Annotated in this window: 15 protein-coding genes; 4 read left to right on the top strand and 11 right to left on the bottom strand. The window is 55.4% G+C overall.

Translation table 11 applies throughout. The annotated features are described in order from the left end of the window. Nucleotides 1-4 precede the first annotated feature (4 nt). The 3 genes from trxA to QOS46_RS11730 all read left to right on the top strand — a co-directional run bounded on the left by trxA (nucleotide 5) and on the right by QOS46_RS11730 (nucleotide 2,934). The gene (trxA, locus tag QOS46_RS11740) at nucleotides 5-319 is read left to right on the top strand and encodes a thioredoxin (protein ID WP_283609972.1); all 315 of its coding nucleotides are present in this window, start codon (nucleotides 5-7) and stop codon (nucleotides 317-319) included. Between the two features lie 54 nt (nucleotides 320-373). Beyond that, on the top strand, nucleotides 374-2,068 hold the full coding sequence (locus QOS46_RS11735; RefSeq protein WP_283609970.1) for an FAD-dependent oxidoreductase: 1,695 nt from the start codon (nucleotides 374-376) through the stop codon (nucleotides 2,066-2,068). Nucleotides 2,069-2,262: 194 nt separating this feature from the next. After that, a complete protein-coding gene (locus tag QOS46_RS11730; protein WP_283609968.1) occupies nucleotides 2,263-2,934 on the top strand; it encodes a Crp/Fnr family transcriptional regulator in 672 nt (223 codons plus the stop codon). 106 nt (nucleotides 2,935-3,040) lie between these two features. Here QOS46_RS11730 and QOS46_RS11725 read toward each other — a convergent pair whose 3' ends face one another. From QOS46_RS11725 to QOS46_RS11710, 4 genes are read right to left on the bottom strand one after another with little or no spacing between them, the layout of a single operon-like run. Further along, nucleotides 3,041-3,433 (bottom strand): DUF2500 domain-containing protein, encoded by a 393-nt coding sequence (locus QOS46_RS11725; RefSeq protein ID WP_283609966.1) that lies wholly within the window; start codon nucleotides 3,431-3,433, stop codon nucleotides 3,041-3,043. Nucleotides 3,434-3,447: 14 nt separating this feature from the next. Further along, entirely contained in the window at nucleotides 3,448-4,059 is a 612-nt protein-coding gene (locus QOS46_RS11720) for a DJ-1/PfpI family protein (protein ID WP_283609964.1), read from the bottom strand. A 55-nt stretch (nucleotides 4,060-4,114) separates the two neighbouring features. Continuing rightward, on the bottom strand, nucleotides 4,115-4,573 hold the full coding sequence (locus QOS46_RS11715; protein WP_283609961.1) for a GNAT family N-acetyltransferase: 459 nt from the start codon (nucleotides 4,571-4,573) through the stop codon (nucleotides 4,115-4,117). Next, nucleotides 4,570-4,899 (bottom strand): hypothetical protein, encoded by a 330-nt coding sequence (locus QOS46_RS11710; protein ID WP_283609959.1) that lies wholly within the window; start codon nucleotides 4,897-4,899, stop codon nucleotides 4,570-4,572. The genes QOS46_RS11715 and QOS46_RS11710 overlap by 4 nt, the downstream gene beginning before the upstream one ends. A gap of 227 nt (nucleotides 4,900-5,126) precedes the next feature. On the opposite strand from QOS46_RS11710, the gene adhE reads away from it, so the two are divergent. Further along, the gene (gene adhE, locus QOS46_RS11705; protein ID WP_283609957.1) at nucleotides 5,127-7,760 is read left to right on the top strand and encodes a bifunctional acetaldehyde-CoA/alcohol dehydrogenase; all 2,634 of its coding nucleotides are present in this window, start codon (nucleotides 5,127-5,129) and stop codon (nucleotides 7,758-7,760) included. Nucleotides 7,761-7,991: 231 nt separating this feature from the next. Here the strand turns inward: adhE and rbr are convergent, their stop codons facing one another. From rbr to QOS46_RS11670, 7 genes are all read right to left on the bottom strand, one after another. Then, nucleotides 7,992-8,531, bottom strand: a complete 540-nt coding sequence (rbr, locus tag QOS46_RS11700; RefSeq protein ID WP_283609955.1) for a rubrerythrin — start codon at nucleotides 8,529-8,531, stop codon at nucleotides 7,992-7,994. 172 nt (nucleotides 8,532-8,703) lie between these two features. After that, nucleotides 8,704-9,528, bottom strand: coding sequence for a 16S rRNA (cytidine(1402)-2'-O)-methyltransferase (rsmI, locus tag QOS46_RS11695; RefSeq protein WP_283609953.1), 825 nt, complete (start codon nucleotides 9,526-9,528; stop codon nucleotides 8,704-8,706). Then, entirely contained in the window at nucleotides 9,525-10,265 is a 741-nt protein-coding gene (locus QOS46_RS11690) for a tRNA1(Val) (adenine(37)-N6)-methyltransferase (protein WP_283609950.1), read from the bottom strand. The genes rsmI and QOS46_RS11690 overlap by 4 nt, the downstream gene beginning before the upstream one ends. 149 nt (nucleotides 10,266-10,414) lie before the next feature. Then, complete coding sequence (locus QOS46_RS11685; RefSeq protein ID WP_283609948.1) at nucleotides 10,415-10,588, bottom strand: DUF362 domain-containing protein; 174 nt, start codon at nucleotides 10,586-10,588, stop codon at nucleotides 10,415-10,417. Nucleotides 10,589-10,679: 91 nt separating this feature from the next. Next, nucleotides 10,680-11,549, bottom strand: coding sequence for a PSP1 domain-containing protein (locus QOS46_RS11680; RefSeq protein ID WP_283609947.1), 870 nt, complete (start codon nucleotides 11,547-11,549; stop codon nucleotides 10,680-10,682). 94 nt (nucleotides 11,550-11,643) lie between these two features. Further along, entirely contained in the window at nucleotides 11,644-12,513 is an 870-nt protein-coding gene (locus QOS46_RS11675; RefSeq protein WP_283609946.1) for a DNA polymerase III subunit, read from the bottom strand. Then, entirely contained in the window at nucleotides 12,510-12,833 is a 324-nt protein-coding gene (locus QOS46_RS11670) for a cyclic-di-AMP receptor (protein ID WP_283609945.1), read from the bottom strand. The genes QOS46_RS11675 and QOS46_RS11670 overlap by 4 nt, the downstream gene beginning before the upstream one ends. Nucleotides 12,834-12,853: the final 20 nt, after the last annotated feature.

Genomic DNA, 12,853 nt, shown 5'->3' with positions numbered 1-12,853 from the left:
TCAAATGGCAGTCATCCATTTGACCAAAAATAATTATCATAACGAAGTTCTCGAATCCGACCAGCCGGTGCTGATTGATTTCTGGGCGCCCTGGTGCGGACCCTGCCGGATGCTCGGGCCTACCGTGGAAGAGCTTAGCCACGATTTGGAAGGAAAAGTAAAGGTTGCAAAGGTTAACGTAGACGAAGAGCAGGAGCTGGCTCAGTCCTTCCGCGTGATGAGCATCCCCATGCTGGCGGTAATGCGGGGCGGCAAGCTGATTTCTTCTTCCGTTGGCCTGCAGCCCAAAGCAAAAATTCTTCAAATGCTGGAAAAATAATCCCCCAAAAGCCGGGATAAAGGCTGGAGTTACACAAGAGAGGACGGCATACGTATGAAGGTCATTATCATTGGTGGGGTGGCGGGCGGCGCATCTGCGGCGGCTCGCCTGCGCCGACTGGACGAAACGGCGCAGATCATTCTGCTGGAACGCGGTCACTATATTTCTTACGCCAACTGCGGGCTGCCATATTATGTAGGCGGCGAAATCAACCGAAAAGAGGCGCTTACCCTTCAAACGCCGCAGAGCTTCCGCCAGAGGTTTGGTATTGATGTGCGTACCGGACACGAAGCCGCGGCAATTCGCCCAAACAAAAAGACGGTGCTTATCCGGGATCTCGCCGCCGGAACAGAGTATGAGGAATCCTATGATCAGCTGATTCTCTCCCCCGGCGGCGAGCCGGCGCGCCCGCCGATTCCGGGTACCGATGACGCGCGTGTGTTCACGCTGCGCACCGTGCCGGATTCCCTGCGCATCCGGGAATATATTGAGCAGAACCATCCACGCCGCGCGGTCGTGATGGGCGGCGGATTCATCGGCCTTGAAATGGCCGAAAACCTAATGCGTGCCGGCGTAGCCACCACAGTGGTAGAGGCAATGGATCACATTATGGCCGCGTTGGATTACGACATGGCCTGCGAGGTGCAGCAGTACCTGCGCCACCAGGGGGTAGGCCTGGTACTGTCACAGAAGGTCACCGCAATCGACCCTCAGACGGACGGCCTGCGTGTTCATCTGGAGAACGGAGAAACACTGGAAGCCGATCTTCTCCTGCTCTCGGCGGGCATCCGGCCCGAAAGCACGCTGGCACGCGACGCCGGCCTTACCGTCAACGAGCGCGGCGCCATCCGTACCGACAGCCACATGCGCACCTCCGATGAAAACATCTACGCGGTGGGCGACGCAGTCGAGATCACGAATCTTGTCACCGGCCTGCCCGGTTATGTGCCGCTCGCAGGCCCGGCCAACAAACAGGGGCGTATCGCGGCAGACTGCATCTGCGGGCTCGGCAGTGAATACCGCGGCACGCAAGGCTCTTCTGTGATGAAGCTGTTCGATATGACAATCGCCTCCACCGGCCTGAATGAAGCCGCGGCAAAATCCGCCGGGCTTTCCTACGATAAAATCCACATCTTCTCTCCCTCGCACGCAACCTATTACCCCGGCGCAGTGAACCTGACGATCAAGGCGCTGTTCGAGCAGCCGACCGGGCGAATCCTCGGCGCGCAGGTGGTCGGGTTCGACGGTGTCGACAAGCGCTGCGATGTGCTGGCTACGGCAATTCGCGCGGGGATGACCGCCTTTGATCTCGCGGAGCTGGAGCTGTGCTACGCTCCCCCGTATTCCTCCGCCAAAGACCCGGTCAACATGGTCGGCTTCGCGATTGAAAACATCCTAACCGGCAAGGTGCGGCAGTTCCACTGGAATGAAATTCCCCGCGTAGTGGATGACCCGAATGCCGTGCTGCTGGACGTAAGAACCGACATGGAATGGAACAACGGCGCGATCCCCGGCGCGGTTCACATTCCGCTTGATTCCCTGCGGGAGAACCTCACAGGACTCGATCCTGAAAAAGAAATCTACGTTCACTGCCAGAGCGGCCTGCGCAGCTATTTGGCCTGCCGCATTCTCTCTCAGCACGGTTTTTCGTGCTATAACCTCTCCGGCGGCTACCGCCTGTACAGCATGATCCGCGGCAACCAATCCTACGACAGCGCGCCCGCTCACCCGTGCGGATTAAAGCTCTGATTCCGGAATTTGTCGCTTAAAAAATTTCCCCGGCCTTGAATAAAATAAAAACAGACCTTATACTGATGATACAGCAATCTTTTTTTAAAATGATATGATTTTCCCGCTTCGCCTTTGGCCCAGCGGGGAAATCAACCATTTTTTCAGCTTGTATCGCAATACAGATAAGGCCTGTTTTTTTGGGGGGTGTTTTCATGGAACAGACGCCGATTACGCTGGAGCAGATTTTTCCCCAGTGGGAAAAGCTGACGCCCCGGCAGCAGCAGCTGGTGCGCGCGCAGACCCATTCGAAGCGCTTTACGCGGGGGCAGATCGTACACCAGGGGCACAACGACTGCTCGGGCCTGCTTCTGGTGCGAGATGGTCAGCTGCGCGTTTTTATCGAATCTGCCGGCGGCAAGGAGGTTACCTTGTACCGCCTGTTTAACTGGGATATTTGCCTGTTCTCCGCGTCGTGCATCATGAAAAACATCAGCTTTGAGCTGCATGTGCAGGCAGAGCGTGATTCTGATGTTTTTATCGTGCCCGCCGCGCTGTACGAAAGCCTGATGAAGGAATCCCTGCCCGTTGCGGATTACACCAGCCAGCTGATGGCCTCCCGCTTTTCCGATGTGATGTGGATGATGGAGCAGATTCTGTTCACCAGCTTCGACAGCCGCCTTTCCGCGTTTTTGCTGGAGCAGAGCGAAATTGAAGGCTCCCCTTCGCTCACGATGACCCATGAGGAAATCGCGCGGCATTTGGGCAGCGCCCGTGAGGTAGTGAGCCGCATGCTGAAATATTTTGCCGATGACGGCCTGGTTCAGCTCTCGCGCGGCCATGTCACCCTGCTCAACCCAAAGCGCCTGCGCGAACTAGTGCAGTAAGAGAGTTTTTGTGGGTTGAAATCAATTCTCGTATGGAAATTACTTGTTTAAAAAGGATCAGGAGTTCTGCAAACAGAACTCCTGATCCTTTTTATTTGAATTGTGTTTATCCTCTGTCGCGTTCAAAATTTAAATAGCGCGTCCCCTGAAAGGTAAGGCGACCCCGGTCGCGTTCAGCTAGCATCCCGTATTCCGTACTTTTGATATGGAACTCAATCCGGTCGCCGCTTTCCACCTCAAAGGTGACAAAATAGGTAGTAGAGGTATTGGTCGTCACCATGTCCGGGTTGGCATTGCTCGCATAATGATGCACATCGGCCCGCTTGGCTACGATATGCGCCTGCACGGTTAAAATGGGGGATTCGTTGTTCTTCTTCCACTGTGTGGCGCCCCTCACCGCAGAAATAAGGATCATACCAAACACCACCACAAACATCACAACCACAATCACCGGTATGATGCTGAACATAGCCCCTCCGAATCCAAAAGCAGAATCCATCGCTTCTTCTCCTTTCAACGGTTGACGCCGCCGCTCTGCGCGGCACAGGCAAACGGGTCATCATCGCGGTCGCGGTTCCAAAGGTATTCCGCTCCTCGCGCGGCTTCCTCGGCGGCCTCTTGGCCAAGCCGGTCAGAAAGAAAACCCAGCGTCATATCCATGCCCGCCGAAACGCCCGAGGACGTGTAGAATTTGCCGTCAACCACCCACCTGGCGCTGCGCACCCAATTCACCGCCGGATTCACTGAAACCACCCAGTCCATCGCCCGCTTATTCGAGGTGGCCCGGCGGCCGTCCAGAAGGCCGGTTTTTGCCAGCAGAGCCGAGCCGGTACAGACGGTCAGGCAGTAATCCGCCTGCTGTGCGGCCTCCCCCAGCCGTGCGAGAAAGCGTTCCTCCTGAACGAGTGAGCGCGTTCCCATTCCGCCGGGTACAAGCAGAGTGGCTGTTCTGTCCACACTGTCCAGCGCCCGGGTCGCAATCTCCGTTCCCTGCCGGCTGCGCACCAGGCCACCGTCAATCGATACAAAGTGCAGGAGGTAATTGCTGGGCCGCCCTAAAATTTCTACCGGGCCGAACGCGTCGAGCGTTTCAAAGTCCGGGAATAACAGCACATTAACTTCCATCCTTCTCACCCTTTCCGCAATCCCCTAACGCCAGAGGATTGCCAGCCCTCGTTTCTCACTCCGCAGCACCCCAGCGCATCACATACTCCGCTTCGCCGGTCGCGGCATCCTTCTGCCGCCGAACCGTTGAAAAGCCCTCCCGCAGGTAAAACGCAAGGGCCTTTTTGTTTTTCTCATAAACACAAAGGGTTAGGGTGGGGAACCGCTGTTTCCACTCATCCAGCAGCGCCTTTCCGATTCCGTTGGAACGCGCCGGAGCATCGACAAAGATTCCCTCAATATGCCCGTCGTCCAGCCCTGAAAAACCCAGAATTCTTCCTTCCGCCTCGCAGACCAGCACCTGAGCCTGCGGTAGCAGCAACCCCACCATCGGCAGGTTTTGCCGCCAGTATTCCTCCGGGATAAAATCGTGCGCCTGCAGATTCGCGGAAAGCCAAATCTCCAGCACCGCAGGCAAATCTTCCTCTTGCAGCACACGAATGGTAAAGCCCTTCGGCCCCTGATGCAGGCTCATTGCGGCTTCCTCCTCAGCTTGACGATCTGCGTGCCAAACACGCCGCCGATCAGGCTGGCCAGCGCATAAATGATCGCGTATATCCACGCCCCTTCGTAAAAGATAAACGCAGACGGCAAAAAGAGCAGCCCGGCCAGCAGCGCAAACACAAAGCTGCCGAAAGGCCGGAAGATGCCGTAAATCAGCGCACAGAAGAAACAAACCGCTAGCATAACCCCCAAGAACGGAAGCAGCACCATACCCATGCTGACCAGAATCAAAGGCGGCAGATAAAACAGAACCGCCAGCACCAATAAAAACGGAAGCATTCCCGTCAATCTTTTCATATTCTCTCACCCGTACATTTCCAATTTTCCTTAGCATACCATAAATGCAGCGAAAAGGCAAAATGCGGCGGATAAAATTCTCCTCTTTTAGAAAGCGAAAAAGATTGACAAACAATTAACATATTCGATATAATAGGAATGTAGCGATAGTTAAAAAAATAACAATATATTTTCTGTTGTTCATCCATCCTGTCACCCATTCCTATTTTTGAATCGGAGGAATTGATATGGCCACAATAAAAGCTCCCAAAGCAGCCGTACAGAACCCCACCGGGTTCGTGACCAACGCAGAGACCTTAACTTCACGAATTACCGAACTGCGCAAAGCTCAGAAGCTTTTTTCAGGCTATTCCCAGGAACAGGTTGATCGAATTTTTCTGGCCGCCGCCATGGCCGCAAACCACCAGCGTATTCCTCTTGCAAAGCTGGCGGTTGCAGAAACCGGCATGGGGATTGTAGAGGACAAGGTGATTAAAAACCACTATGCTTCCGAATCTATTTACAACGCGTATAAAAACACGAAAACCTGCGGTGTTCTGGAGAGGGACGCCTCGTTCGGCATTCAAACCATCGCGGAGCCAATCGGCGTGATCGCCGCGGTGATTCCGACAACCAACCCAACCTCCACCGCTCTTTTTAAAGCACTTCTTTGCCTGAAAACCCGAAATGCCATCCTCATCTGCCCGCACCCCCGCGCCAAAGAAAGTACGATTACCGCCGCCAGAGTGGTTCTGGATGCAGCTGTGGCCGCCGGAGCGCCTAAAGGCATTATCACCTGGATTGACGCCCCCTCTGTGGAGCTGACAAATCAGGCTATGAAGGAAGCGGATCTTATTCTTGCTACCGGGGGCCCGGGCATGGTGCGGGCCGCCTATTCCTCTGGCAAGCCGGCCATCGGCGTCGGCGCGGGCAATACCCCCGCCATTATCGACGGTTCCGCAGACCTGATTCTGGCCGTAAACTCGATCGTACACTCCAAAACGTTCGACAACGGCATGATCTGCGCTTCAGAGCAATCGGTGATTGTGCTGAGCGACGTTTACGAACAGGTGAAAGCCGAGTTCGCAGCGCGCGGCTGTTACCTGCTCAACCCCGAAGAAACCGAGCTGGTTCGCCGAACGATTTTGATCGACGGCGCACTCAACTCCAAAATTGTCGGTCAGTCCGCGCACGCCATCGCAAAGCTCTCCGGCTTCGACGTGCCGGAACACGCGAAAATCCTGATCGGCGAGGTGGAAAGCGTGGAACCGGCGGAAGCCTTTGCCCATGAAAAGCTCAGCCCTGTTCTCGCTATGTACCGCGCTCAAAACTTTACCGACGCAGTTCAAAAGACGGAGCGACTGGTGGCCGACGGCGGCTACGGCCACACCTCTTCCCTGTATATTAATCCCGTGACTGAACCGGAAAAGATGGAGCAGTTTGTCGCCGCGATGAAAACCTGCCGCGTACTCATCAACACGCCTGCCGCGCAGGGCGGGATTGGCGACCTGTATAACTTTAAGCTGCCCCCTTCGCTAACACTCGGCTGCGGCTCATGGGGTGGAAACTCCGTTTCGGAAAACGTGGGCGTTAAGCATCTGCTCAACATGAAAACCGTAGCAGAGAGGAGAGAAAACATGCTTTGGTTTCGCGCTCCGGAAAAGGTATATTTCAAACGAGGCTGCCTGCCGGTGGCTCTGGGCGAGCTGAAAGACGTACTCCACAAAAAAAGAGCGTTTCTCGTCACCGACGAATTTCTGTTCCGCAACGGCTATACAAAGAGTATTACCGATCGCCTCGACGAACTGGGGATTGCGCACACCACCTTTTTCAATGTTCAGCCAGACCCGACTCTGCACTGCGCAAAGGAAGGCGCCGCAGCCATGGCCGCGTTCGAGCCAGACTGCATTATCGCAATCGGCGGTGGCTCCGCAATGGATGCCGGCAAGATTATGTGGACCATGTATGAGCATCCCGAGGTAGATTTTATGGATCTCGCCATGCGTTTTATGGATATCCGCAAGCGGGTGTACACCTTCCCCAAGATGGGCGAAAAAGCTTATTTCATCGCCATTCCCACCTCGGCCGGCACCGGCTCTGAGGTAACGCCGTTCGCTGTGATTACCGATGAGGCTACCGGCATCAAATATCCGCTGGCCGATTACGAGCTGATGCCCAAAATGGCGATTGTCGATGCAGACCTGATGATGCACATGCCGAAAAGCCTGACAGCTGCTTCCGGCATTGACGCGATGACCCACGCACTGGAGGCCTACGCGGCCATGCTGGCGACGGATTACACCGACGGCCTTGCGCTGAAAGCCCTGAAAAGCATCTTTACCTATCTTCCCCGGGCATACGAGCGGGGTGCGGAAGACCCCATCGCGCGTGAAAAAATGGCGGATGCCTCCACCATAGCGGGCATGGCGTTTGCAAACGCGTTTCTCGGTGTGTGCCACTCCATGGCGCACAAGCTAGGGGCGTTCCACCACGTGCCGCACGGCGTGGCAAACGCGCTGATGATCACCTATGTCATGCGCTTTAACGCCGACCCCTGCCCGGCCAAAATGGGGACCTTCCCGCAGTATCAGTACCCACACACACTGGAGCGCTACTGCGAATGCGCCGACTTTCTCGGCATTCCCGGCAGCAGCGACGAAGAAAAATTCAACGGCCTGCTCGCCGCGATAGAGGAGCTTAAGGCAAAAGTGGGCATTCCAAAATCGATTCAGGCCTGGGGCGTTAACGAAGCCGTGTTTCTAGAAACCCTTGACGAGATGACCGAGCATGCCTTTGACGATCAGTGCACCGGTGCAAACCCCCGGTACCCGCTGATGAGTGAGATTCGGCAGATGTACCTCGATGCCTACTACGGGAGGTAAGCGGAGCAGTTGCGTGCCGCCGCAAAAGGAATCTATAATAACAAATTGCGGAAAGCATTAGATCTAACAACACAAAAAATACGCCCTGATCAGGCTTGAAAAGCCGAATCAAGGCGTATTTTATTTTAGAAAGGCTGTTTACAGCAACACCTTCCAGCCGTACGCAGTCCTTCTGCCAAACCGGCAATTTGCATTGCCGGGAAAACGCCGCTCCTATGGAACAGGAACTGCTTAATAGTTTTCAGCCTTGCGCTCGAAGAAAGCCTGGGGATGCTTGCAGGCAGGACAGATCTTGGGAGCTTTGTCGCCAATATGAATGTATCCACAATTGCGGCATACCCAAACGGTCTGTTCGCCGCTCTGGAACACAATATCCTCCTGAATGTTCTTCAGCAGCTTGCGGTAGCGCTCTTCATGGGATTTTTCCACAGTGCCTACCAGCTTCATCGCAGTGGAGATCTCCTGAAAACCTTCCTTCGCGGCAGTCTCGGCGAACTCCTTGTACATTTCTGTCCACTCGTAGTTTTCGCCCTGCGCGGCATCCAGCAGGTTGTCCTTTGTGGCTCCTACCTCGCCGCCATGCAGATATTTGAACCACAGCTTAGCGTGCTCCTTCTCGTTGCCGGCGGTTTCCTCAAAAATAGCTGCGATCTGCTCGTAGCCTTCTTTTTTCGCCTGAGAAGCGTAGAATGTGTACTTGTTTCTGGCCTGAGATTCCCCGGCAAATGCAGCGAGCAGATTTGCTTCGGTTTTGCTTCCTTTCAGTTCCATACTGTTCGTCCTCCTTGTAAAAATGAGTAAGAGATGCCACCCCGCTCCAGACGCTTTGTGCGGCGGAATAAAACGCCGGTTCACCGGCGTTTTGAAATAGGATGTGATCGCTTCATTTCTATTATACTAAAAAATGTCAAAAAAACAAGTGGAAACGGTAAAAAATTAAGAATTATTCGCAAATTTTTTTGTAAATCTCCGCTTTGGAGTGCCCGCTTTCCTTTGCGGCGCGTTTCGCCGCCTCCGAAACAGAGGCTCCCTCCTCCAAAAAGGTGCGCGCAAGCTCTATGGTGTCCTCCAGCGTGAGCGGCTCCTCCACAGGGATAGGGGCCCCCTCGATCACCAGCACGAATTCCCCCTTGGGGCTCTCTTCGGAATACCGGCGCGCCGCTTCGGAGAGCGTGGTACGGATGACCTCCTCGTGGATCTTCGTCAGCTCGCGCACGAGCGCGATGCGGCGGTCGCCCCAGGCGGCGAGCATATCGACCAGAGTAGCGGCCAGCTTATGCGGCGCCTCGTAGAACACCATGGTGCGGGTTTCCCCCTCCACCTGCTGCAGATGCTCGCGCCGGGCGCGCTTATTCACGCTTAGAAAGCCCTCAAACGTAAACCGGCCGGTAGGCAAGCCCGAAATCGCCAGCGCCGAAATCACCGCACTGGGGCCGGGCACCACAAGCGTTTGAATCCCCAGCTCCGCGCATTGGGCCACCAGCAGCTCGCCGGGGTCCGAAATCGCGGGCATTCCCGCATCGGAAACCAGTGCGCAGGTTTCCCCCTCCAGAATCCGGCGGGTAATCATACCTCCGCGCTCGAGCTTATTATGCTCAAAATAGCTCACCATCGGCTTTTTAATTCCCAGATGGTTCAGCAGCTTCACCGTCACCCGGGTATCCTCGGCGGCGATAAAATCCGCTTCAGCGAGCGTCTGCGCCGCGCGGGGCGAAAAATCCGATAAGTTCCCAATGGGCGTACCCACCACATACAGTTTTCCGGTCATTCGTGCCCCTCCTTGTAGGATCCGTAAATCTCCAGCATTTCCCGGGTAAAGGTTCCGTCTTTGTTGTGCAGAATCAGCGGTGGCTCCACCAAAAGGCCGCCGGACTGCCCTTTCTTGCGGGCCTGGAGCAAAAACAGCTTCGGTGCTTTTCCATCGCGGGCCTGCACAAACCGCAGGCGCTTCGGCTCCAGGCCGTTCTCACACAGGGTTGTGAGAATATCTGCCAGGCGCTCCGGGCGCTGACACAGGCAGAAGCGCCCACCATAGCGCAGGCAGGCCAAGGCCGCGCGCGCCACATCCTCTATGGTGCAGGCTTCCTCATGCCGAGCCAGCCGTTTGCCCTGCTCCGGGTTCCCAATCCCTGTCCCCTGTGCCTTATACGGCGGGTTACACGCAATGAGATCGCAGTTCTTCAGCCACGGATCGCGCGGCTTCCCAAGCTCCCGCAGATCGAGATTCAGCACCCTCAGCCGGTCTGTTACGCCGCAATACTCGGCGGATTGCCGCACCAGCTCACAGGCGTCTGGTTGCAATTCCACCCCGCAAATCTGTGCGGGCGCATACCGGGCCAGCCAAATCAGCGGAATCGCGCCGCAGCCGGTGCCGAAATCGGCGCACCTCTCACCTTTTTTGGGGGCAGCGAAATGCGCCAGCAAAATCGTATCCGTATTAAAGCGATGCGTCTGTGAAACAAACACGGAGATATGGGGAGAAAGCGGTTCCAGCTCAGGCTGCATGGGGTACCTCCGGAGGATGATTAATCAGGGGAAGAAAATTCTATTCTAAAACAAGCAGCGGGCAGCAAAAATCCATACCCGAAGTCTTGTCCAAAATTTAAGGCGGAGCTAATAACGCTCCGCCTTAAATTCAATGCAGTGATTGAGCCTTAAGCCTCGGGATTCGGGGCTCCTACGGGACACACGGAAGCGCAAGCGCCGCACTCTGTGCAAAGCTCGGGGTTAATTACGTACTTGTCAGCACCATCAGTGATAGCGCTCACGGGACACTCACCTGCGCAAGCACCGCAGGAAATACAATCACCGTTAATTACATATGCCATTGTTAAGCACCTCCAGAATAAGTATTACTCCCCTATTCTAACACACAATGGCAGAATTGCAACTGATTTTTATGAAATTGTGAATCTAATCTCAATCTTTTTCCAGCTCTTTAAGCTGGTCGAGCTCTGCCTTGTTCACGCGCAGCTGAGCATCCTTAATGAGCTTTACGTCCCTGGCCTTATAGGTGGAGGGCGCGGCGTCCGGCGCTTTGTCAAGCCGAACCTGCAGCACACCGGTCAATAAATTCTGATCCACCACAATGCCGCGTCCCTCGGGTGTCATCACAATGGCGTTGAGCTTGGGGGTGGTGCGCAGCAGATCCAGGTAGGCCTCCTGCTCATACTTCAGGCAGCACATCAGTCGCCCGCACGTGCCGGAAATTTTGACCGGGTTGAGGGAAAGATTCTGCTCCTTGGCCATCTTGATGGAAACCGGCTGAAAGCTGCCCAAAAAGGTGGAGCAGCAGAACGGCCGGCCACAGATTCCAAGGCCGCCGAGCATCTTTGCCTCATCGCGTACGCCGATCTGGCGCAGCTCAATACGCGTGCGAAACACCGAAGCCAGGTCTTTGACCAGCTCACGGAAATCCACGCGGCCGTCGGCGGTAAAGTAAAACAGGATTTTGCTGTTGTCGAAGGTGTATTCCACGTCCACGAGTTTCATTTCCAGCTTGTGGGCGGCAATCTTTTTGTTGCAGACCTCGAAGGCGCTCTTCTCGCGAATCTGATTTTCCGCGAGTTTCTTCAAATCGTCCTGATTCGCAATGCGGATCAGCTTTTTCAGCGGCTGCACAATTGTTTCATCGTCTACCTGGCGGTTTTCCATGGCAACCTCTCCGCATTCCACCCCGCGAGAGGTTTCAACAACGACCATGTCGCCCTTTTTCAAGCTATTTCCATCGGGGTCAAAGTAATACACTTTGCCCACGTTTTTAAATCGTACGCCAATTACTTCGGCCATAGTTCTCTCCTTTATTGTGTACTACAAAATCTTCCATAAAGCAAGGTGTCGCAACAGGCGTTTCTCCCCCGCCGCTCTTTGACTTGTAGAGTGATTAATACCCTGCCACGGCGCGCAGCTGCGCACAAAAAACCGTGACCAACAGGGTACTGTTTGCGTTTTGGTCTATGCGGCGGCGGGTCTGGATACAAAGCTCCGTCAGCGCCAAAAGGCGATCGCGGGTAAGCTGGCGGGCCAGCTCCTGCGCGGAAAGGTCGCGGGTTAAAGAGGTTCCGCCGGCACGCAGCACAGCGGCGTCACGGAACAGCACCGTCAGGCGGTCAAGCACCAGGCGCAGAAGCTCGCGGTTCTGGATCAAGGGTGCACACGTTTTCAGTACCGCAGACTCATCCGGCAGAGGGAGCTCGCGCAAAATCTGGGCGGCAAGAGCCTGAACCTCCGGGTGTTCGCCGGCCTGCTCGCGCGGCTCCAACGTCAAAATCAGCGAACGAGAGCGGATGGTGGGCAGTAGCGCGGAGGCAGACGGACACGTGAGAAGGAACAAAATCCCCTCCGGAGGCTCTTCCAGAATTTTCAGCAAGGCGTTCTGCGCCTGTTCAGACATGGTTTGAGCCTCAAACAGGCAGTATACTTTTCGCGAAGCCTCGTTCGGCTTAATATACGCGTCGGAACGAACACGACGTACGGCGTCCACATGGAACGACCGCGCGGCGCCTGAGCCGCTCTCCACAATAATGTCGGGGTGCGACCCCGCTTTTGCCTTCACACAGGCCGGGCACACACCGCAGGGGCGCTCACCCTGGGCGGTGCATACGCAGGCTCTGGCCAAAATCCCCGCCAGAGTGCGCTTGCCGCTGCCGGGCGGACCCTCCAGAATCACCGCATGAGGAAGGCGATCCTGTTCCAGCGCAAGCGAAAGCTGCTGACGCAGAGAATCGTTACCGAAAAATCCTTCAAAAATCATACTTTTTCATACCGCTCAACATTCATCACAAATATCGTCGACCCTCCAACCGTGACCTCCACGGGGAAAGAAGCGTAAAGCCCCATATCCATGGCGGAAGCGCTGGGCACGATCTGGGTTCGGCGGCTGCTGTGCGCGGCAATTTCCGAAATGACTTCTTCTACTTTATCGTCCTCCACACCGGCGATAAACGTGGTGTTCCCGGCCTTTAAAAATCCGCCGGTCGTCGCCAGCTTCGTGATCGGGAAATGCTTTTTCGTCAATGCGGCCTGTACCGTGGCACTGTCGTCACTGCTGACAATGGCAAGGATCAGTTTCATAAAATATCCCTCCTATACAG

The sequence above is a fragment of the Faecalispora anaeroviscerum genome, from assembly GCF_947568225.1.
Lineage (GTDB): Bacteria > Bacillota > Clostridia > Oscillospirales > Acutalibacteraceae > Faecalispora > Faecalispora anaeroviscerum.
Note: the sequence above shows the minus strand (reverse complement) of the source record. Positions and strands in the feature narration are given on the sequence as shown.